13 protein-coding genes and 3 pseudogenes are annotated in these 21,709 nt (G+C 52.2%); 7 read left to right on the top strand and 9 right to left on the bottom strand.

Annotation, left to right across the window (positions count from 1 at the left end; genetic code table 11):
* The first annotated feature begins 168 nt into the window (after positions 1-168).
* Genes purL through Q9O24_00520 form a run of 3 tightly spaced genes read left to right on the top strand, consistent with a single transcriptional unit; the run spans position 169 to position 5,438 of the window.
* Entirely contained in the window at positions 169-4,062 is a 3,894-nt protein-coding gene (gene purL / locus Q9O24_00510; GenBank protein MDQ7073663.1) for a phosphoribosylformylglycinamidine synthase, read from the top strand.
* The gene (gene nfo / locus Q9O24_00515; GenBank protein ID MDQ7073664.1) at positions 4,063-4,914 is read left to right on the top strand and encodes a deoxyribonuclease IV; all 852 of its coding nucleotides are present in this window, start codon (positions 4,063-4,065) and stop codon (positions 4,912-4,914) included. It abuts the gene before it with no gap.
* A gap of 29 nt (positions 4,915-4,943) precedes the next feature.
* The gene (locus Q9O24_00520; protein ID MDQ7073665.1) at positions 4,944-5,438 is read left to right on the top strand and encodes a DUF302 domain-containing protein; all 495 of its coding nucleotides are present in this window, start codon (positions 4,944-4,946) and stop codon (positions 5,436-5,438) included.
* Positions 5,439-5,513: 75 nt separating this feature from the next.
* On the opposite strand, the pseudogene Q9O24_00525 reads toward Q9O24_00520, so the two are convergent.
* The 4 genes and pseudogenes from Q9O24_00525 to queF all read right to left on the bottom strand — a co-directional run bounded on the left by Q9O24_00525 (position 5,514) and on the right by queF (position 11,118).
* Positions 5,514-9,133 (bottom strand): annotated as a pseudogene (locus tag Q9O24_00525) (hydantoinase B/oxoprolinase family protein).
* Positions 9,115-10,170 (bottom strand): histidinol-phosphate transaminase, encoded by a 1,056-nt coding sequence (gene hisC, locus Q9O24_00530; GenBank protein ID MDQ7073666.1) that lies wholly within the window; start codon positions 10,168-10,170, stop codon positions 9,115-9,117. The pseudogene Q9O24_00525 and the gene hisC overlap by 19 nt, the downstream one beginning before the upstream one ends.
* Positions 10,167-10,631 (bottom strand): annotated as a pseudogene (gene smpB / locus Q9O24_00535) (SsrA-binding protein SmpB). Before smpB ends, hisC begins: the two are co-directional and overlap by 4 nt.
* A 96-nt stretch (positions 10,632-10,727) precedes the next feature.
* Positions 10,728-11,118 (bottom strand): annotated as a pseudogene (gene queF, locus Q9O24_00540) (preQ(1) synthase).
* 200 nt (positions 11,119-11,318) lie between these two features.
* Here queF and smc point away from each other — a divergent pair.
* The 4 genes from smc to Q9O24_00560 all read left to right on the top strand — a co-directional run bounded on the left by smc (position 11,319) and on the right by Q9O24_00560 (position 18,774).
* The gene (gene smc / locus Q9O24_00545) at positions 11,319-14,822 is read left to right on the top strand and encodes a chromosome segregation protein SMC (GenBank protein ID MDQ7073667.1); all 3,504 of its coding nucleotides are present in this window, start codon (positions 11,319-11,321) and stop codon (positions 14,820-14,822) included.
* 11 nt (positions 14,823-14,833) lie between these two features.
* A complete protein-coding gene (locus tag Q9O24_00550) occupies positions 14,834-15,607 on the top strand; it encodes a cell division protein ZipA C-terminal FtsZ-binding domain-containing protein (protein ID MDQ7073668.1) in 774 nt (257 codons plus the stop codon).
* A gap of 6 nt (positions 15,608-15,613) precedes the next feature.
* Positions 15,614-17,665, top strand: a complete 2,052-nt coding sequence (gene ligA / locus Q9O24_00555) for an NAD-dependent DNA ligase LigA (protein MDQ7073669.1) — start codon at positions 15,614-15,616, stop codon at positions 17,663-17,665.
* Positions 17,666-17,826: 161 nt separating this feature from the next.
* Positions 17,827-18,774 carry a hypothetical protein gene (locus Q9O24_00560; protein MDQ7073670.1) on the top strand — a complete coding sequence of 316 codons (948 nt, stop codon included), beginning with the start codon at positions 17,827-17,829 and terminating at the stop codon, positions 18,772-18,774.
* Here Q9O24_00560 and Q9O24_00565 read toward each other — a convergent pair.
* From Q9O24_00565 to Q9O24_00585, 5 genes are all read right to left on the bottom strand, one after another.
* Positions 18,771-19,184 carry a DUF86 domain-containing protein gene (locus Q9O24_00565; protein ID MDQ7073671.1) on the bottom strand — a complete coding sequence of 138 codons (414 nt, stop codon included), beginning with the start codon at positions 19,182-19,184 and terminating at the stop codon, positions 18,771-18,773. The two genes, Q9O24_00560 and Q9O24_00565, sit on opposite strands and share 4 nt — an antisense overlap.
* Positions 19,174-19,569: a nucleotidyltransferase domain-containing protein gene (locus tag Q9O24_00570; GenBank protein MDQ7073672.1), complete on the bottom strand. Its 396-nt coding sequence runs from the start codon at positions 19,567-19,569 to the stop codon at positions 19,174-19,176. The genes Q9O24_00565 and Q9O24_00570 overlap by 11 nt, the downstream gene beginning before the upstream one ends.
* Positions 19,570-19,895: 326 nt before the next feature.
* The gene (locus Q9O24_00575; GenBank protein MDQ7073673.1) at positions 19,896-20,072 is read right to left on the bottom strand and encodes a PIN domain-containing protein; all 177 of its coding nucleotides are present in this window, start codon (positions 20,070-20,072) and stop codon (positions 19,896-19,898) included.
* Positions 20,041-20,184 (bottom strand): hypothetical protein, encoded by a 144-nt coding sequence (locus Q9O24_00580; protein ID MDQ7073674.1) that lies wholly within the window; start codon positions 20,182-20,184, stop codon positions 20,041-20,043. Before Q9O24_00580 ends, Q9O24_00575 begins: the two co-directional genes overlap by 32 nt.
* Positions 20,185-20,257: 73 nt before the next feature.
* Positions 20,258-21,709, bottom strand: coding sequence for a glutamate synthase subunit beta (locus Q9O24_00585; protein ID MDQ7073675.1), 1,452 nt, complete (start codon positions 21,707-21,709; stop codon positions 20,258-20,260).

The following is a 21,709-nucleotide window of genomic DNA, read 5'->3' on the forward strand; positions in this document are numbered from 1 at the left end:
GTGACTCGTTTCGCTAAGTTGTCTAAACCGCAGTAGATGTTTGCTCTCTGAGCTGTAAACCACGTTGTGAGCTTGGCTCGGACGTGGTTTTTTTGTGCCTGTAATCTGGGCTCGCTTTGCTTTATTATTCCTACTATTTTGCGTCATTCTATCCGCTAGAGGATCACCATGCTCTGTTTACACGGCTCTGCCGCCTTGTCTCAATTCCGTCTGCAACAGTTGTTGGCCGAAGTTCAAACCCGTTTGCCTGCTGTTATGGCACTTGATGTACATTTTGTTCATTTGGCTGAAGTGGTCGGTGCATTTTCCGCTGAGGATCGCCAACGTCTGAATCAACTGCTCGATTACGGTGAAGTTTCTGAGCAGCCTTCAGAGGAAGAAGGCGGTAGCTTGTTGCTGGTCACACCTCGCCAAGGCACCATCTCGCCTTGGTCATCAAAAGCGACGGACATTGTGCATAACTGTGGTTTAAAGACGATTCAGCGCATTGAGCGCGGCGTGGTTTATCGCTTTTCTAGTGGTGATGAGCCACTCACTGCTGAGGAGCTCGGTGAGCTACACAGCCTGTTACACGACCGCATGACGGAGCAGGTGTGGCCGAGTTTGGATGCAGCAGAGCAGCTGTTTGAACACGCCACTCCAGCGCCATTGAACCGCATTAATATTTTGTCCTCTGGGCGTGGTGCGTTAGAGCAAGCCAATCGCTTGCTGGGTTTGGCGTTGTCAGACGATGAAATAGATTACTTGTTGGTGAACTTTCAGGCCATGCAGCGCAACCCCACGGATGTGGAGTTGATGATGTTTGCCCAAGCCAACTCGGAACATTGTCGGCATAAGATCTTCAATGCCGATTGGGTGGTGGATGGTGAAGTGCAAGAAAAAACCCTGTTTTCCATGATTCGCAACACCCACAAACACGCGCCTGAAGGTGTCTTGTCGGCTTACAAAGACAACGCAGCAGTGATTCGTGGTAACTGGGGTAAGCGGTTTTTCCCACAAGACGATGACGGTGGGCTGTACGCGGCGGTTGAAGAGGCGATGCCGATTCAGATCAAGGTTGAAACCCACAATCACCCCACGGCAATCTCACCTTTTGCTGGAGCGGCTACCGGTTCAGGTGGCGAGATCCGCGATGAAGGGGCAACGGGCATCGGCTCAAAACCCAAAGCAGGTCTGTGTGGTTTTTCTGTTTCTAATTTGCGTATTCCTGATTTTGAACAGCCTTGGGAGAAAGACCACGGCAAACCAGAACGCATTGTCTCCTCATTGGAGGTGATGCTGGAGGGGCCTTTGGGCGCAGCGGCGTTTAACAACGAGTTTGGTCGCCCGAACTTGACCGGTTATTTTCGTACTTTTGAAGAGAAAGTGCCTGCCGGTGAAAACGGCGAAGAGGAGCTGCGTGGTTACCATAAGCCGATCATGATTGCCGGTGGTTTGGGTGGCATTCGTCCTAATCATGTGGAAAAAGGCGATATTCCACCCAGAGCCAACATCATTGTGTTGGGTGGTCCGGCAATGCTGATCGGTCTGGGGGGGGGCGCGGCGTCCAGTATGGACAGCGGTGCCAGTGCCGAGGATCTGGACTTTGCCTCGGTGCAGCGCGGCAACCCTGAAATGGAACGTCGTTGCCAAGAGGTGATTGATCGTTGCACTGCCCAAGGGGAAAATAACCCCATTATTTCCATTCATGACATCGGTGCTGGCGGGCTTTCCAACGCCGTGCCTGAATTGGTTAATGACGCGGGGCGTGGGGGGACGTTCGAGTTGCGTAAAGTGCCAAACGATGAACCGGGCATGTCGCCAATGGCCATCTGGTGCAATGAATCCCAAGAGCGTTATGTGATGGCGGTCAGCGATCAGCGTCTAGCTTCTTTTGTTGAACTGTGTGAGCGAGAACGCTGCCCGTATGCGGTGTTGGGGCGCGCTACTCAAGAACAGCAGTTGGTGGTGAAAGACCGTCACTTTGGCAATAACGCGGTTGATATTCCCATGGAGGTGCTGCTGGGAAAAGCACCGAAGATGACCCGTAACGTGGTACATCGAGTGGTGAAACACACCGCCTTTGATACCAGTAAGATCGATCTGAGTGATGCGGTGCAGCGGGTGTTGCGTCTGCCCGCTGTGGCGAGTAAGTCTTTTTTGATCACCATTGGGGATCGTTCCATTACTGGCATGGTTTGCCGCGATCAAATGGTTGGCCCGTGGCAGGTGCCGGTGGCGGATGTCGCCGTGACTTGCAATGATTATGAAGGCTATTACGGTGAGGCGATGGCGATGGGAGAGCGTTCCCCTCTGGCGTTGATCAACCCAGCCGCCTCCGGTCGCATGGCCATCGCTGAGGCGTTGAGCAATTTGGCCGCCAGTTCCATTGAGTCCTTGGGTGACGTTAAATTGTCGGCCAACTGGATGGCCGCAGCGGGTCATGCTGGTGAAGATGCGGCTCTGTTTGATACGGTTAAAGCGGTGGGTGAGGAGCTGTGTCCCGAGCTGGGCATCGCCATTCCGGTGGGCAAAGATTCACTCTCGATGAAAACCGTTTGGCAGCACGAGGGGGAAGATCGGGCTGTGATAGGTCCGCTCTCTTTGGTGATCACGGCTTTTGCTCCAGTAGAAGACGTGCGTGTCACCTTGACGCCGCAATTGCAGCGTGAGGCGGTGGAGAGCGAACTTATTTTATTGGATCTTGGGCTGGGTAAAAGCCGTTTGGGCGGTTCAGCCTTGGCGCAGGTGTATAAACAGGTGGGCGATGAAACGCCCGATTTGGAAAGCGCCAAACAATTCAAAGCCTTTTTTGCCCTGATCCAACGGTTGAACCGCAATGGCCTGTTGTTGGCTTATCATGATCGTTCGGATGGGGGTCTGTTTGTGACCTTATGTGAAATGGCGTTTGCTGGTCATACGGGATTGGATGTGGATGTTTCCATGTTGGGCAAAGACGTTTTGGCCAGCCTGTTTAATGAAGAACTGGGGGCGGTTCTTCAAGTAGCGGAGCACAACGTTGCACGGGTCATGGAGCTGATTGGCGAGGCCGGTTTGCAGGCGTGTGTGCACTCCATTGGCACTCTGAATGAGTGTGATGAGATCCGTTTGCTCAATGCTCAAGAGACCCTGTTCCATGCTAAACGTGCCGAGTTGCAGTCCATCTGGTCAGAGACCAGTTATCAGATGCAGTTGCTGCGTGACAACCCTGATTGCGCTAAAGAGGCTTTTTCCGAGCAGTCTACTGAAGATGTTGGCCAGTCGGTGCGTTTGAGCTTTGATCCACGTCAAGATGTGACGGCAGCCTATTTGAGCGGTGCTCGTCCTCGGGTGGCGATTTTGCGCGAGCAGGGGGTTAATGGTCAGGTTGAGATGGCGGCGGCCTTTGATCGTGCTGGTTTTGATGCCATTGATGTGCATATGAGCGATTTGATTGAAGGTCGTGTCTCGCTGGTGGACGTTAATGGCTTGGTGGCGTGCGGTGGTTTCTCTTATGGCGATGTACTGGGCGCAGGGGGCGGTTGGGCGAAATCGGTGCTCTTTAATGAGCGGGCGCGTGAGCAGTTTGAGCGCTTTTTCCAACGCCATGATAGTTTTTCTTTGGGGGTCTGTAACGGCTGTCAGATGTTGTCGCAGCTGAAAAGTTTGATCCCAGGGGCGCAGCATTGGCCGCGTTTTGTCCGCAACCGTTCTGAGCAGTTTGAAGCGCGGTTCAGTCGGGTGGAGATTTTGGAATCGCCGTCGCTGTTTTTGCAGGGCATGGCCGGTTCGCAGCTCTCCATTGCGGTGGCGCACGGTGAGGGTCGGGCGCTGTTTGACAGCGAGACGGATAAAAACGCCGCGCAGTTGGCGCTGCGTTATCTGGACAACCAAGGCAATCCGGCCTCGAGTTATCCGGCTAACCCCAACGGCTCTCCTGAGGGCATTACCGGCCTGACCAGCGACGACGGTCGTGTGACCATTATGATGCCGCACCCTGAGCGGGTATTCCGTACGGTGCAGCATTCGTGGCACCCAAAAGAGTGGGGTGAAGAGGGGCCGTGGTTGCGCATGTTCCGCAACGCTCGGCGTTGGGTGAATTAGATGCATTACATCGGAGCGCACGTCAGTGCGGCAGGCGGGGTGCAAAATGCACCTCTGAACGCCAAAAAAATCGGTGCCAAGGCCTTTGCTCTGTTCACCAAAAATCAGCGTCAATGGCGCGCTAAGCCACTGACGGATGAGGCCATTGCCGAGTTTAAACAGAATTTAACCTTGGCTGACATCCAGCCCAATCAGGTGTTGCCTCACGACAGTTATTTGATTAATTTGGGGCATCCAGAACAAGAGCCATTGGAAAAATCCCGTGCCGCCTTTCTGGATGAGATGCAGCGTTGTGAACAGTTGGGTCTGTCATTGCTTAATTTTCACCCGGGTTCTCATTTGCGTAAGATCAGCGCGGAAGAGAGTTTGGATAAGGTGGCCGAGTCGATCAACATCACGTTGCAGTGGAGCCAAGGGGTGACGGCGGTGATTGAAAATACCGCTGGGCAGGGCAGCAACTTAGGTTATCGTTTTGAACATTTGGCACACATCATCGACAAAGTGGAAGATAAGAGTCGCGTAGGGGTGTGTTTGGATACCTGTCACACCTTTACCGCCGGTTACGATCTGCGCACAGAGGAAAATTGTGAAGCCACTTTTGCCGAGTTTGAGCGTTTGGTGGGTTTTGAGTATCTGCGCGGTATGCATTTGAACGGCTCCAAACCCGATTTGGGTTCAAGAGTGGATCGCCATGATTCATTGGAGAGCGGTAAATTGGGTTTAGAGGTGTTTCGTTACATTATGAATGACGCTCGTTTTGCTGATATTCCGATGGTTTTGGAGACCGTTGATGATACGATTTGGGCGCAAGAGATTGAATTGCTTTACGGAATGCAGCAGATTACGGATTAATGGTATTTAACCTCAACTGGAGTCAATAAATGAAAAATATTGTGCAGAAACAGAGTTTAACGACCTTATTGGTTGCGTTTGTTTTGGGTTTGATCAGCTCGGTTTTTCTGGCCAAAGCATTTTTACCTATGTTGTTGGTGAATGAATTTAAAAGCCCGTTGCCCTTTGAACGTACCTTGTCGATGATTGAGGCGAACGCCATTGAAGCGGGTTTGGATGTGCCGAAAGAGTGGCAAGCGGATCGCCGTCAGCAGTATAAAATGCTGACGGGCATTGATATTGGGGCTAACGGTCTATTGACGGCCTGTGACCCTAAGTTGGGCGCAGCGTTGCTAAAAGAGGATCGTTATAAAGTGCTGTCGGTGTTGTTGCCTTGCTCGATTGCGGTCTATCGCAAAAAAGACGGACGCACGTATGTGGCGACTTTGAATGTGGAGTTTTTGAGTTTTGCCTTTGGTGGCAAAGCTGGCGAGAGCTTGAAAGAGTTTGCTCCGTTGCTGGAGAGGATTACGCATTTAAAGTAGGTTGGGTTTTAGCCCATAGGGCGTAACCCAACATCGGGAAGAGGGGCATCAATCGGAATCGGTTTTATTGGATTGTTACGAAGCTTGTTTTTTCCTCTTCCCAAAGCCACCCCCACCGGGGGTTGCCAAAATCAAACAATCCCCGGCCTTCAGATCAACCTGATCTTGGCTGCTCAAATCAACTCGTGTTCCATCCGCACGTTCTACCCACGTTTCCCCCACCTCGCCATTGCCCCCACCGGCCAAACCGTAAGGCGCTTCGATGCGCCGATTGGCTAAAATGGCGACGCTCATCGGCTCTAAAAAGCGCAGTTGTCGCACCACACCGTTGCCGCCTCGGTGCTCGCCTTGGCCGCCCGAGTTGGGGCGAATTTCAAAGCGTTCTAAGCGCACGGGGTAGCGCGATTCCAGCACTTCGGGATCGGTGAGGCGGGAGTTGGTCATGTGGGTCTGCACCGCATCGCAGCCGTCAAAATTGGGGCCTGCACCGCTGCCACCGCAGAGGGTTTCGTAATATTGGTATTTTTGGTTGCCGAAGGTGAGGTTGTTCATCGTGCCTTGCGAGGCCGCCACGACCCCCAGCGCGCCAAACAGGGCATCCACAATCGCCTGCGAGGTCTCCACATTGCCCGCCACTACTGCCGCTGGGTAGCGGGGATTGAGTAGGCAGTCGTCGGGGATTAAAATTTCCAGCGGTTTAAGGCACCCGGCGTTGAGCGGGATCGGCTCTTTGACCAGACAGCGAAAGACGTAGAGCACCGCAGCGGTGGTGATGGCCGTGGGGGCGTTCATATTGCCCGGGTGCTGGGGGCTGCTGCCGCTGAAGTCGATCTGCGCGCTGCGCTCTGTTTTGTTGAGCCGAAGGGTCACTTGGATTTTTGTGCCGTCATCCAGTTTTTGGCAAAAGTGGCCTTCGTGCAGTATGTCCAGTACCCGCCGTACCGACTCTTCGGCGTTGTCTTGCACATGCTGCATGTAGGCTTGCACGGTTTCTAGGCCAAACTGCTCACTCATCTTTAACAGCTCGTGCTGGCCTTTTTCACAGGCGGCAATTTGCGCCTGAAAATCGGCTAAGTTTTGTTCAATGTTGCGCGCAGGGTGTTTATCTGCGCTGAGCAGCTCGCGCAGTGTCTTTTCCTGAAAGGTACCCTCAGAGACCGCTTTGATGTTATCGAGCAAAATGCCCTCTTGATCTAAATGTTGGCTGTTGGGCGGCATGGAACCAGGGCTGATGCCGCCGATGTCGGCGTGATGGCCACGAGCGGCGACGTAAAACAGCGGCTCTGTGGCAGCGGGCAGAAAGACCGGTTTTACCAAGGTGATGTCGGGCAGATGAGTACCGCCGTTGTAGGGGTTATTGAGCAGGTAGCTGTCACCTGCGCGCATCGTTCCGGCGTTGTCACGCATCACACAACGGATGCTTTCGCTCATAGAGCCAAGATGTACCGGCACATGGGGGGGCGTTGGCGATTAGTTCGCCTTGCTGGTCAAACAGCGCGCAGGAAAAATCAAGCCGTTCTTTGATGTTGACCGAGTGGGCGGTTTTTTCCAGCACCGAACCCATCTGTTCGGCGATGGCCATAAAAAGGTTATTAAAAATTTCTAACATGACCGGATTGACCTGAGTGCCAATGGCGTGGCGTTTGGGCCGTGCTTTGACACGCTTTAAAATCAGATCGTTCTGGTCGGTACGGCTGGCGTGCCAGTCGGGTTCCAGTACGGTGGTGGCTCCTTGCTCCAGAATCAGTGCGGGGGCCATTGAATGGGCTTTTTAGAGAGAGTTGCTCACGTTGTAAAATCGGTGTGTTGTGACGGTGCTCGACAAAGTGCACTTTGGCATTGCGTTGGTTTTTTATTGGCTCGGGTTCGCTGACCTTAGATGGTTGCGTGCGGGTCTCATTGATTAGGATCAGTTCCAACTGGATGGCTTCCACCACCAAGGGTTTGTTAGGGTTGATAAAGCCGAACTGCTGCTGGTGCTGCTGCTCAAATGTGTGCTGTAACGTCGCCAAATTATCCAGCGGCAGCAGTAGGCGAGTGTCGGAGCCTTGGTAGTGCAGATGAAGTTGACGACGCTCTTGCAGCGGGGCGTTGGGTTTGGGTTTTAACTCATCAAACGCTGCTTGGCGCAGTTGGGAAAAATTTTCGTTGAGGTTGCCAAGTAAATTTTCTGAGAGCGGTTGTTCAATCGCTTTTTGGCGCATCTGGCGCTGTTCTGCCAATCCCATGCCGTAGGCGGAGAGCATTCCAGCAAAGGGGTGCAGATAGATGCGTTTGATCCCCAGCGCATCGGCAACCAAACAGGCGTGCTGCCCTCCAGCGCCACCAAAACAGCAGAGGGTGTAGTCGCTTAGATCGTAACCGCGTTGTACGGAGATTTTTTTGATCGCGTTGGCCATGTTCTCCACCGCGATGGCAAGAAAGCCCTTGGCCAGTTCGATGGGGGTAAAGTGGCTGCCACTTTGGGTTTCGATTTGCTGGCTCAGTTGTTGGAATTTATTGTGTACGATTTCCAAATCAAGGGCTTGGTTCTGCTCGGCTCCAAAGATCTGCGGGAAAAACTCGGCTTGCAGTTTGCCCAGCAGCAAATTGCAGTCGGTGATGGTCAACGGCCCGCCGTTGCGATAGGCCGCAGGCCCTGGGTTGGCTCCGGCGGAGTCGGGGCCGACGCGCAGCCGTGCGCCATCAAAGTGCACTATCGACCCCCCTCCTGCGGCCACGGTGTGGATCTGCATCATTGGCGCGCGCAATCGAACGCCCGCCACTTCGGTCTCAAACGCGCGTTCCAGCTCGCCGTGGTAGTGACAGACATCGGTGGAGGTGCCGCCCATATCAAAGCCGATCAATTTTTTAAAACCGGCTTTGTGGGCGGTCTGGATCATGCCGATTACGCCACCCGCAGGGCCGGAGAGCAGCGCGTCTTTACCCTGAAAACGGTGCGCTTCTGTCAGACCGCCGTTGGACTGCATAAAGAGCAGTTGGGTCTGTTTCAATGCGTTTTCAATGCGACGGACATAACGGCGCAAAATGGGAGACAGATAGGCATCCACCACGGTGGTATCACCACGGCTGACCAATTTGATCAGCGGGCTGGCTTGGTGGCTGAGGGAAATCTGAGTGAAACCGATCTCTTTGGCCATTTCGCCCAAGATCTGTTCCTGTTCGGGGTAGCGGTAAGCAAACATCAAGACGATGGCCACGGAACGCAGGCCGTGAGCAAAGGCCGCTTGCAACTGCTGACGGCTTTGCTGGAGGTCAAGCGGTGTGACCAGAGCTCCGTCGGTGGCACGGCGTTCACTGATTTCAATCACCTCGGAGTAGAGCATTTCAGGGCGCTGGATGTTGAGCGCAAACAGATCGGGGCGCGATTGATAGGAGATTTTCAGCGCGTCTCGAAAGCCGACGGTGATGGCCAGCAGCGTTGGCTCTCCTTTGCGCTCCAACAGGGCGTTGGTGGCCACGGTGGTGCCCATTTTGACCGCTTCGATCTGCTCGGTGGGCAGGGGGGTGTTGTCACCCAACTGCATCAGTTGGCGAATGCCGTGCAGGGCAGCATCCTCGTAGGCTTTGGGGTTTTCCGACAGCAGTTTGTGGCTGATTAGCTCGCCCTGTGGGGTTTGGGCGATGATGTCCGTAAAGGTGCCGCCACGATCAATCCAGAATTGCCAATATTTTTTTAAAGGGTTTTCATGCATGCAATTAACTGTTCACACTCTTGTTGTGTACCAACGGTGATGCGCAGATATTGGCTGATCTCAGCGGGTTGTTTGAAGTGGCGCACAATGATGCTTTGTTCGCGTAGGCTTTGGCTGATCTGCTCAGCGTCTTTCTCGGGGTGGCTGACAAAGAGAAAGTTAGCACTCGATGGCAGCACGTTAAACCCTAGATCTTCCAATTGTTGTTGCAGCCATTGGCGAGAGTCGATTATTTTCTGGCAGCTCTGTTCAAAGTAACGTTGATCGTGCAGAGCGGCTACTGCACCCGCTTGAGCGAAACGATCCAGTGGGTAGGAGTTGAAGCTGTTTTTAACCCGCTCCAGTCCGTTGACCAGATCCCGATGACCCAAGGCAAAACCGACCCGTAGACCGGCCAGTGAGCGAGATTTGGAGAAGGTCTGAATCACCAATAAATTAGGGTAGTCATTGACCAAGCTGGCGGCGGATTGGCCACCGAAGTCGATGTAGGCTTCATCAACCACCACCACGGAATTGCGGTTGAACTCCAGCAGTTGGCGAATCTGATCCAGCGGCAACAGTTGACCGGTGGGGGCGTTGGGATTGGGGAAAATAATACCGCCGTTGTCGATGCGGTAGTCTTCTAGGTCAATCTCCAACTTGTCATTCAGCGGTATTTTTTCCGCATTGACTTCATAAAGACCGCAGTAAACGGGATAAAAACTGTAACTGATCTCGGGATAGAGCAGCGGTTTGTCTTGTTTTAATAGAGCTTGAAAGGTGTGCGCCAGCACCTCATCGGAACCGTTGCCAACAAACACCTGATCTGGGGAAAGCTGGTGGTAGTCAGCCAAGGTCTGTTTTAGGGCATCGGCGTTGGGGTCGGGGTAGAGGCGCAGTTGTTCGCTGGCCTCTTGTGTCAGTGCCGCCAGCACCTTGGGCGAGGGCGGATAGGGGTTTTCATTGGTGTTGAGTTTGATCAGCTGTTCGGTTTTGGGCTGCTCACCCGGTACGTAGGGGGTGAGCTTGGAGACGATTTGGCTCCAAAAACGGCTCATCCTCGATCTCGCATCAGGCGTTGTTTGTCCCGTTGCCAGTCTCGATCTTTGATCAGCGCCCGTTTGTCGTGGTCTTTGCGACCTTTGGCCAAGCCGATCTCCAGCTTGGCGCGACCGTGTTTCCAGTAGAGCGCCAAAGGCACGACGGTAAAGCCCTTGCGATCCACGGCGCTGCTGAGTTTATTGATCTCAGAGCGATTCAGCAGCAGTTTACGCGCGCGCATCGGTGCGGGGTGGATGTGGGTGGAGGCGGAGAGCAGGGGTGAGATGTGGCAGCCGATGAGCGAGACCTCACCGTCGCGCACAAAGACGTAACTTTCACTCAGTTGCACGCGCCCATCACGCAGGCTTTTGACCTCCCAGCCTTGCAGGGAGAGTCCCGCCTCGTAACGGTCTTCGATAAAGTAGTCATGCGTCGCCTTCTTGTTGAGGGCGATGGTGCTACCGCTGGATCTGGGTTTCTTTTTTTTGTCTGGCCATAGGGGAGTATTATAAGCCGTTTGGTCTGTTTTGTCCTAAATTGATATGGGTTTGCACTTGTTCTTGTGCTTATTATTTTAAGGCAACTCAACCTTGAGCGGAGCAACCCAATCCTCAGCACGATGTTCAACCACCACATCGGTATTGATGCCGCCACGGATATTAAACTTACCGGTTAAACGCATAAAAGACGGCTGACAGGCTTTGACCAGATCATCCAGAATGCGATTGGTAACGTCTTCGTGGAAATGCCCCTCTTCGCGGAACGTCCAGAGATAGAGTTTGAGGGATTTCAGCTCAACGCACTCTTTAGCAGGAACGTATTCCAGCAAAAAAGGTCGCAAAATCCGGTTGGCCGGTTTTGGGACAGACGCAGGTGAACTCAGGAATGTTCATGCGAATGGTGTAGTCGCGTTCGCCTCTTGGGTTGGGAAAGGTTTCCAATGAATGAGTGGGCTGAGTGGACATGATGGTCGGCTCCTGCTGTAAAAAACCGGCGAGTATAGCACCCTTCGATGGGGCTATTTAGGCAGGGTTGTCAGTTGAGTCTCGTGTTAGGGAGGCTGATTTGGGAAAAAGGGTTTGATTCCACTGGAAATTTCTCAACAGCTTGGTTAGGCTGCGCGACACGATCTAAGCATTCTTCTGAGTAGCCATCGAACCATAATATGCGTCTGAGTAAAATCAAATTAGCGGGCTTCAAATCTTTTGTTGATCCGACCACCATTCACATCCCCAGTAACTTGATTGGCATTGTCGGCCCCAATGGCTGTGGTAAATCCAATGTCATTGATGCGGTGCGTTGGGTGATGGGAGAGTCTTCAGCCAAACATTTGCGTGGCGCGTCGATGGACGATGTGATCTTCACCGGCTCCTCGGCGCGTAAGCCGGTGGGGCAAGCTTCGGTGGAGCTGGTGTTTGATAACAGCGACGGCACCTTAGGGGGCGAGTACGCCAGTTACAGTGAAATTGCTTTGAAACGGCGCATCACTCGCGAAGGCCAATCGCAATATTTTCTCAATAACAGCCGTTGTCGTCGCCGTGACATCACCGATATTTTTCTCGGTACCGGTCTGGGACCGCGCAGCTACGCCATTATCGAGCAGGGGATGGTGAATCGTCTGATTGAAGCCAAACCGGAAGAGCTGCGAGTTTATCTGGAAGAGGCCGCAGGCATTTCCAAATACAAAGAACGCCGCCGTGAAACAGAAAACCGCATTCGCCACACCCGTGAAAATCTAGAGCGTCTTGACGATCTACGCGAAGAATTGGAGAAACAGCTCGAACGTCTGAAACGCCAAGCGGCCACGGCCCGTCGCTTTAAAACCTTAAAAGAGGAAGAGCGTCGTCTCAAAGCGGAGTTGTTGGCGCTGCGTTATCGCGATCTAAATCAGGAGTTGGAACAGAAGCAGGGTCGTCAGTCGGCTTTAGAGACCGAACTGGAAGCGAGCATTGCCCAGCAGCGTTCCATTGAACGTCATATTGAAGCGGATCGGCAGCGTTACAGCGAAGCCAACGATGCGTTTAATGCCATTCAGGCTAAATTTTATCAGCTCGGTGGTGAGATCAGCCGAGTTGAACAGAGCATTCAACATCTGCGTGAGAGTCGTTCTAAGGCGGAACGTGAACTTCAGCAGGTTTTGGGTCTGTGGCAAGAGCTTGAAGAGCACATCGCCAGCGAGCAGATGCAGTTGGAACAACTGAACGAGCAGCGCTTGCAAGATGAACCGGCGCAAGAAGAGCTGTTGATGCAGCAAGAGATGCAGGCAGATCAGTTGCAGACGGCGGAAGAAGCGATGGAGGCGTGGCAGCAGCAGTGGCACGACTACAGCCAACGCAGTGCCGAACCGCTTCGGATCGCTCACGGCGAACGCTCGCGTATGGATCAGCTGGAAGCCCAAGTCCAGCGCCATCAGCAGCGCCGCGAACGTCTGGAAGGGGAGCAGGCTCACCTCGATGGCAGCGAACTGGATAGCGAGATTGAGCAGTGGCAAGAGCAGCAATTGAGCGGCGAAGCGCAGTTGCAAGAGGCGGAGCAGCAGTTGGAAGGCGTGCAAAAGTCTTTGAACGACAACCAGTTGCTGCGTCGCGAACAAGAGAATGAATTGAATCAGTTGCGTCAGCGTCAACAGAAGCAGAGCGGTCGTTTGGCCTCTTTGGAAGCGTTGCAACAGGCTGCACTTGGCCAGCAAGAACAAAATGTGGTGAGCTGGTTGGAAGGGCAAAATTTAGCCGATCGTCCTCGTCTGGCGCAGCAGTTGGAGGTGGATGAGGGCTGGCAGCAGGCGGTAGAAACGGTGCTGGCGGATCATTTAGAAGCGGTCTGTGTCGATCAGCTGGGTCCAGTGGCTCCTCTGTTAGAGAGTCTGGAGCACGGTTCGTTGCTGTTGCTGGAGCGCGGCAGCTCTGCTCCGGTGTTGAGCAGTACAAAAACGCTGCTGAGCAAGGTGCGCAGTGAAGAGAATCTTGAGAGCTTGTTGGCTTCAGTTTATGTGGCCGATGACTTGCCATCTGCGTTGCAAATGAGGTTGCAGTTACAGCAGCATGAATCTGTAATTACCCCAGAGGGCATTTGGCTGGGATCCAACTGGCTGCGGATCAAACAAGACGAGGATAAAAACAGCGGTGTGTTGGTGCGTGGGCAAGAGATTAAAACCTTGAGTGCCGATCAAGCGCTGTTGGTGGAACAGATTGAGCAGCTTGAAGATCAACTGGAAGCCACTTTGTCCGCTGTGCAGGAGCAAGAGCAGCAGTTGGAAGAGCTGCGCCAAAGCGTCAATCAGAATCAGCGTGAGATCGGTGAGGCGCATCGCCATCTCGACAGCGCACGCTTGCGTCGTGAGCAACTGAGCCAGCGTTGGCAGCGGTTGGGTGAAGAGGCAGAAGAGATACAGGTGCAATTGGAGAGCGATCAGGAGGCGTTGCAGATTGCAGAGCAGCGTTATCATGAGGCGTTGCAGCAGAGCGAAGTGATGGCCGATGAGGGTGAGGCACTGCGTTTGCAACAAGATGAGTTGAATTCGCAACTGAATGAACTGCGTCAACAGGCACGGGAATTGACCGAGGCCGAACATGTTTTGGCACTGCGTCTGGAATCCAATCGCAGCGCGTTGGCGGCGGCAGAACAGAGTGGGCAACGAGCTCAGGCTCAGCTGTTGCAGTTGAGTGAGCGACGTGAAACGTTGCAGCAACAGTTGAGTGTTGAAGAGCAACCGGTGGATCAGTTGCAGCGCGAGTTGGAGCGTTATTTGGCCGACCGTGTTGGCATTGAAAAACGTCTGAGTGATGCACAGAATTTGCGTGCTGAGATTGAAACCCGCCAGCAACAGCAAGAGAAGCAGCGTCTGGAAGTGGAGCAGGTTGTTAACGAGGTACGCGAGCGCGTGCAACAGGAGAGTTTGGCCGTACAGGAGAGTAAAGTGCGCTGCGGTACACTGTTGGAGCAGTTGGCTGAGACCAATTTTAGCCTTGAATGGTTACTGCAAGAATTAGATGTGTCGGCATCGGTTAAGATCTGGCAGCCTAATGTCGAGCAGATGGCGCAAAAAATTCAGCGTTTGGGGGCGATTAACTTAGCGGCCATTGATGAATACGAAGAGCAATTGCAGCGTAAAGAGCATATGCAGAGCCAATATGATGATATTAATGAGGCGCTGCTGACCTTGGAGACCGCCATTGCTAAAATGGATCGTGAAACGCGCAGCCGGTTTAAAGAGACCTTTGATCAAGTTAACCGTAAAATGCAGCACTTCTTCCCACGCCTGTTTGGTGGAGGTAAGGCAAATCTGGAATTGACTGACGATGATCTGTTGACGGCGGGGGTCACGATTCGCGCTCAACCTCCAGGCAAGCGGGTTAATAACATTCATCTGTTGTCGGGCGGTGAAAAAGCTTTGACCGCAGTGGCGTTGGTGTTTGCCTTTTTCGAATTAAACCCCTCGCCGTTTTGTATGTTGGATGAGGTAGATGCACCGTTGGATGACGCCAATGTGGGGCGTTTTTGTGAGTTGGTAAAAGAGATGTCGGAGCGGGTACAGTTTATTTTTATTACCCATAATAAGAGTACGATGGAGTTGTCGGAGCAGTTGATGGGGGTGACCATGCATGAAGCAGGTGTTTCACGTCTTGTTACTGTAAATGTTCATGAGGCGGCCAAGATGGCCAATGGTTAGGAGAGACAACCATGGACCTGTTGCGTTGGGTGTTGTTATTGATTGGAATCGCTATTTTGGCGGCCATTTATTTGAGTGGTCGCAACAGCGAAAATCGTTTGCGCCCGAAAACAAAGTCGAAAGTACACAAAGAACCGGCTCTGGATGCCGGTTCTCTGGATGAGACGTTGGAGAGTTTGGACCGGGTGGTGGCGGAAAAAACCGGGGTTGATGGTGATTTTGTTTTGCCAGATGAGCCAAAAAGGCCATCCAAGACTAAAAAAGACAGCAAAACCAAAGCTGAAAAAATAAACATTAAAGAGAGCATCGAACACTTTGATGAGCAGAAAACCGACTCTTGGCAGGCCTTCACCGGCGAAGTGAAAAGCAAAATTATTTCACTGCATGTGGCGGCGCTGGGTGAGGCGACCTTTTCAGGTCTGGATCTGACCGCCATTTTTACTGCACGCAATTACAAATACGGCAAGATGGCTATTTTTCATGAGGTGCATGGCAATGAGATTATCTACAGCATCGCCAATATGGTTGAGCCGGGCATTTTTATTCTTGATGATATGGATGAATTACAGACCCCTGGTATTACCTTGTTTATCTCCTTGCCTGCGCCGTTGTCGGCCACAGTGGTGTTTGATGCCATGCTCAATGAAGCCATTTCACTCTCACAAGAGTTGGGTGGTCAGCTGCGGGACGATCAACACAGCACGTTGACCAATCAGCGGGTAACACAAATTCAAGACGAGCTGCGTGAATACGAGCGGCAGTTAAAACTCAAAGGGGTTGGATAAAGTACAGTGACAAAAGAGAGCCAGCTAGAGCAGGTCATTGTCGAGATAGATCAATTACGTCACAGCCTTGAGGAACATAATCGGCATTATTATGTGTTTGATGCGCCACAGATCAGTGATGCGGAGTACGATCAACTGCTGCGTCGCCTGCAAGACATTGAAAAAGCCCACCCCAATCTAATCATCCCCGAATCTCCCACCCAGCGCGTTGGCGCAGCCCCGTTACCGAGCTTTTCTCAAGTGGAACATCAGGTGCCGATGTTGTCGTTGAACAACGCGTTTAGCCAAGACGAGTTGTTGGAATTTGAGCAGCGTTTGCAGAGCAGACTCGACAGTGAGGCGCTCATCTCTTACTGCGCAGAACCGAAACTGGATGGTCTGGCGGTCAGTTTGCTTTATGAAGAGGGTCGCTTTGTGTGTGGGGCAACCCGTGGTGATGGCCGTGTGGGTGAGGACATTACCCTGAATTTACGCACCCTTGCTGCGATTCCGCTGAAATTACAGGGCGAGGATCTGCCCAGCCGGTTGGAAGTGCGCGGTGAGGTGTTTATGCCCAAAGCCGGTTTTGCGGCGCTGAATAAAAAAGCCTTGGCTGAGGGTGAAAAGGTGTTTGTTAATCCACGCAACGCCGCTGCGGGCAGTTTGCGTCAACTCGATTCGGCCATTACGGCCACGCGCCCACTCTCTATTTATTGTTACGCCTTGGGTTTGCTTGAGGGTGTGGCGTTGCCAGAAACGCACAGTGAAACTTTGACTTTGTTGCAGAGTTGGGGTTTTCCCATCTGTGATGAGCGTCAGGTGGTGCAGGGAGTTGCAGGCTGTTTTGAGTATTACCAGCGGTTAGCAGAAAAACGCCCTGAATTGCCTTATGAGATTGATGGGGTGGTGTTTAAGGTGGATCGTTTGGATCTGCAACAGGCGTTGGGGTTTGTGGCGCGTGCGCCGCGCTGGGCGATTGCGCAGAAATTTCCTGCCGAAGAGGTGAGCACCGATCTATTGGATGTGGAGTTTCAGGTGGGGCGCACGGGAGCTTTGACCCCTGTGGCGCGTTTGCAGCCGGTGTTTGTGGGTGGAGTGACGGTGAGCAACGCCACGCTGCACAACATGGATGAGGTGCAGCGCAAAGGGGTGCGTATTGGAGATCGGGTGGTGGTGCGCCGCGCAGGGGATGTGATCCCCGAGGTAGCGCGGGTGCTGCTGAAGCAGCGTCCTGAGCAGACGGTGGAAATTGTTTTGCCCGAGTGTTGCCCGATCTGTAACTCAAAGGTGGTGCGGGTTGAAGGTGAAGCGGCAGCGCGCTGCAGCGGTGGGCTGTTTTGTCCGGCTCAGCGCAAAGAGGCGATTAAACATTTTGTCTCGCGCAAAGCCTTGGATGTGGAGGGGTTGGGCAGCAAATTAATTGAGCAGCTGGTGGATCGGGATCTGATTCACGGCGTGGATGACCTTTATTGTCTGGATCGAAACACCTTGGCTGGTTTGGAGCGCATGGCGGAAAAATCGGCAGACAATGTGCTGGCGGCGTTGCAAAAAAGCCAGCAGACCACCTTGGCGCGTTTTATCTACGCCTTGGGCATCCGCGAGGTGGGTGAAGCAACGGCGCGCAGTTTGGCGAATCATTTCCGCGCGTTGCCCGCGTTGATGCAGGCCAGCGAGGAGCAGTTGCAGCAGGTGGACGATGTGGGGCCGGTGGTGGCTACATTTGTCATCGCCTTTTTTGCTCAAGAGAATAATCGACAGATCATTGAAAAATTGTTGGCCGCAGGCGTTCATTGGCCTGAAGTGGAAAAAGTCGCCGCTGATTTGCCTCTGAAAGGGATCCGTTTTGTGATTACCGGCACGTTGCACAGCGTTGCTCGTGCGGAGGCGCGCTTGAAATTGCTCGCACTGGGAGCTAACGTTGTGGCTACGGTTTCGAAAAAAACCAATGTCTTGATTGCCGGTGAAAAAGCCGGTTCAAAGTTGGCTAAGGCAAAAAAACTGGAGATCAGAATTTTGGATGAGGCACAATTTTTGGCGCTTTTAGCTAACCCTAGCTCGTTTGGGAGTGAGATGAAATGAAGAAAATCAAAGAGGCTATCGAACGCTTGACTTTACAGGCGTTACATTTGACTCATACAAAACCGCTGCTTTATCCAGCGGTTTTTTATTGCTGTTGTTGGCGCTGGCGTTTTGTGACCCGCTGCTGTTTAACAACGATCTGCTGGGTAAGGGAGCATAAAATGGTTTTTTTAGATTCGGTTTTGGCGTTTGCAATTACCTTGCTGGCGTTCAGTTTGGTGGTGACGTTGCTGGTGGATTTTACCGTGGCTAAGTTGGGTTTTCGGCATCAGACGGTGGTGAGTACCTTAAAGGTGTTGTACAGCGATTACATTCAGTTTAATCGAGCCAGTGATGATACGACAAAAGTGGCTGCGGAAGCCGATACCTTTGTGCGTACGTTATTGAATTTTGTTGGCTTGCGTCAGAGCGGGGGTAATACGGATCTGCGTTGCCAAACCTTGCAGGAAGATGCCAAGCTCTATCAAAAATCCTCGCCTGTGGTGGAGATTGCTGAAACGACGTTGGCCAACGCCTTGAGTGCGGATCTGTTTGCGGATAAAAAACTCACTGCAATTGAGGTCGGTGCCAAGCTGCAAGGTGATAACGGTGCTGATGAGAATGATTTTTATCGCTATGTGAAAGCGCACTATTTTTTGCGCATGGAGAATCAACAGCGGCTGTTTAAGGTTAAGGCTAAACGCATCAGTTACAGCTTCTCTTTTTTGGTGGTGGTGCTGTTTAATGTTAATGCGCTGGATCTTTATCAGGCCTTTATGGGCAGTGCGGCTGCGCGTGAAAATGTGATTCAGAGTTACTCAACGGAGCTTAAGCCACAGGCGGAGAAGGTCTTAAGTGGTGCTGCCAGTGAGCACGATATTAAGCCAATTATGCAAACAGTGGACTCATGGCAATTGCCCATCGGTTGGAAAAACAGCGCGGTTGTTACTGATATTTATAACTTTAAGCAAGGGTCTTTGAGCGTAATGCAGTTGTTGCTGGCTCTGGTGACGTGGTTAATAGGCTTGATTGCAGCGGGTTTGATGATTGGTCAAGGCGCACCGTTTTGGTTTGACTTGATTCAGAAGATGGTGAAAATTCGGGATTCGGTGAAGTCGGCTAAGGGTTAGTAATTTCCGCGCATCAGCACGGTGCCGTAACGTAAAAAATCATCAAGGTGGTGTTTGATAATGTTGATGGTAATGGGCAATTGCAACGCTTGATAATCATGTACGGCAATGTTCCGAAAGCCAACCATGCGTTTTAAGGTGTCCGCCAGTTCGTTGTCGATCCAGTTGCTTTGTGCCAGTAGGGTGAACACATCACGCGAGCTTTGCGGTACACCCAATTTTTCACGTCGAATCAGGTGGTAGCCCATGTCCAGCGAGGCTTCGCAAGCGCGTTGAATGTTTAAAATGGCGGCATCTTGGCGGGAGTAATTTTGTGCAAAGCTGTCAGGATCGGCTTCATACTCTTCCCGTATTCGTATCACGCATCGTTCGATGGTGGCCAGTTTGTTGATTAATACGTCATCGACCATAAACAGTGCCTTGTTGTTCGATCTCTTTTAGTTGTTGACCGCGAGCTTCATCAAGTTCGGTTTTTTCTCTCAGGATCATGATTTCGTAGAGTGGCGCTTGAAGATCATACGCCCACCAACGTTCACCGAGGGTGATGATTTGATATTGCATGACGGTGGAGGCGGCGCGCAGATCGAGCAGATCCACGGGGCAGTGAACCCAATCTTCCAGTGATCCGGCGAACTCCCACAATTTCAGTGGATCGGCGTAACCGCCAACCAGAACAGCCAGATCAAGGTCGCTTTCCGCATGGGCATCGCCACGAATGCGGCTGCCGAAGGCGTAGATGGCCAATAGGTTTGGAAATTGGTTTTTCAAAAAAGTGACGATGGGGGCTTTTTTCATGCCTCATGCTCGGTTTGATGTGATTGGCTAGTTGGGATAACTGACCTTTTCGTTATCGACGGTAATTAATTGCTTGTTTATGAGATGATTGAAGTAGTTTTGAATTGCAATGTCATTGCCCTGAATGTGTAACTGAGCTGCAATATGGTTTTTGAGTGAGCTGACTTTTTGTGGGCGTTTTTCGATAGGTCGAGATTTTAGACTGTTTTTCAGTAGATCAATGTCGGTAATGTGTGTCTCTTTTTCTTCTGCATTGCTGGTGCTTATTTTGGCTAAATTGACTTTAATTTGTTTGCAGGTTCTACCGTTGGCTCGTATATGGGCGATTAAAGGGGGGAGTAACCTTTATCGTTGCTGATGACTTCAAAGGTAATGTTTTTGTTGGCTTCTTGATCGTATTTGCCAAGATAATAGGCAAGGTGAAAATCAAGGTTGTTTTCTTGCGTGGTATGAATTTGAATAATGATCATATCAAGCGGTGTGGAATATTTTTTTATCGCCAAAATCAACTCTGGGCTGTTTGGCACCTAAAAAAATAAAAATTTTAGAGTATTCATCAAGGCTGATTTTGCTGAGACAATTGATGTTTTCGTAATCAATAAAAGCCCATTTCATAAGCTACTCCCATATCGGGTGAAAGTAGGGTGCAATAACCAAAGGGCATTGCACCTGTAAAGTCAGAAAAAACCTAACGAGGTAATTCAGAGCTGCCCATCAAATAGGCATCTACGCTGCGCGCACACTGACGGCCTTCACGGATTGCCCAGACCACCAAGGATTGACCACGGCGCATGTCCCCGGCGGCAAACACACCCTCCAGAGAGGTGGTGTAGGCGTTTTCGCCTTCGGTCTCACCGAGCACATTGCCTCGTGCGTCCTGTTCAACACCCAGCTCATTCAACATGCCCTCATGCACCGGATGCACAAAACCCATCGCCAGCGTAACCAAATCCGCCTTGAGGACAAACTCAGAACCGTCCACTTCAGACATCTGCCACTGGCCGTTGTCGTCCTGTTGCCATTCGACTTTGATGCAGCGCACACCGGTTAGTGTGCCGTTTTTACCAATAAATTCTTTACTGGCAATCGACCACATGCGTGTGCAGCCCTCCTCTTGTGACGAAGAGGTACGCATCTTGTTGGGCCAATTCGGCCATGTGAGCGCCTTGTTCTCTTTTTCCGGCGGTTGCGGCATGATCTCAATCTGGGTGATGGAGACGGCACCGTGACGAGCCGAGGTACCGATGCAATCAGAGCCGGTATCACCGCCGCCAATCACCACCACATGCTTGCCACGGGCGGAGATAAACTGACCTTTTTTCAACTGACTGCCTTGGATTTTTTTACTGTTGGCGCGTAAAAAATCCATCGCATACTCAACGCCTTTCAACTCACGGCCAGAAATGGACAGATCACGGGGCAGCTCAGCGCCGCCGGTCAAAATGACCGCATCGTATTTATCACGCAGGCTCTGCGCTGACACATCAACGCCCACATGGGTTTGGGTGTGCAGTGAAACCCCTTCGGCCAGCAGTTGCGAAACGCGGCGGTCGATGAGTTTTTTGTTCAGCTTGAAATCGGGGATACCGTAGCGCAGCAGACCGCCGATGCGATCCTCTTTTTCATACAGCGCCACGTTGTGACCGGCGCGTGCCAGTTGCTGCGCACAGGCCATGCCCGCAGGGCCTGAGCCGATCACTGCGACCCGTTTTCCGCTCTTTTTAGGCGCGATTTGCGGCGTGATCCAACCCTGATCCCAACCTTTATCGACGATGCTGCACTCGATGGTTTTGATCGTCACCGACTCATCGGTGAGGTTCAAGGTGCAGGAAGACTCACAGGGAGCAGGGCAGATGCGACCAGTGAATTCAGGGAAGTTATTCGTGCTGTGCAGCACCTCCAACGCCTCTTGCCATTCGCCCTTGTAGACCAAATCGTTCCAGTCGGGAATGTTGTTGTTGACCGGACAGCCTTGGTGACAAAAAGGGATGCCACAATCCATACAACGTGCGCCTTGGTGGCTCAGCTCTTGTTCACTGAGAGCGACGGTGAATTCATTGTAGTGCAGGGTGCGATCCCCAACGGGGGCGTAACGCCGTTCCTGACGTTGGATCTCCATAAAACCGGTGGTTTTACCCAT

This window comes from Gammaproteobacteria bacterium, from assembly GCA_030949385.1.
Classification (GTDB): Bacteria; Pseudomonadota; Gammaproteobacteria; order JAUZRS01; family JAUZRS01; genus JAUZRS01.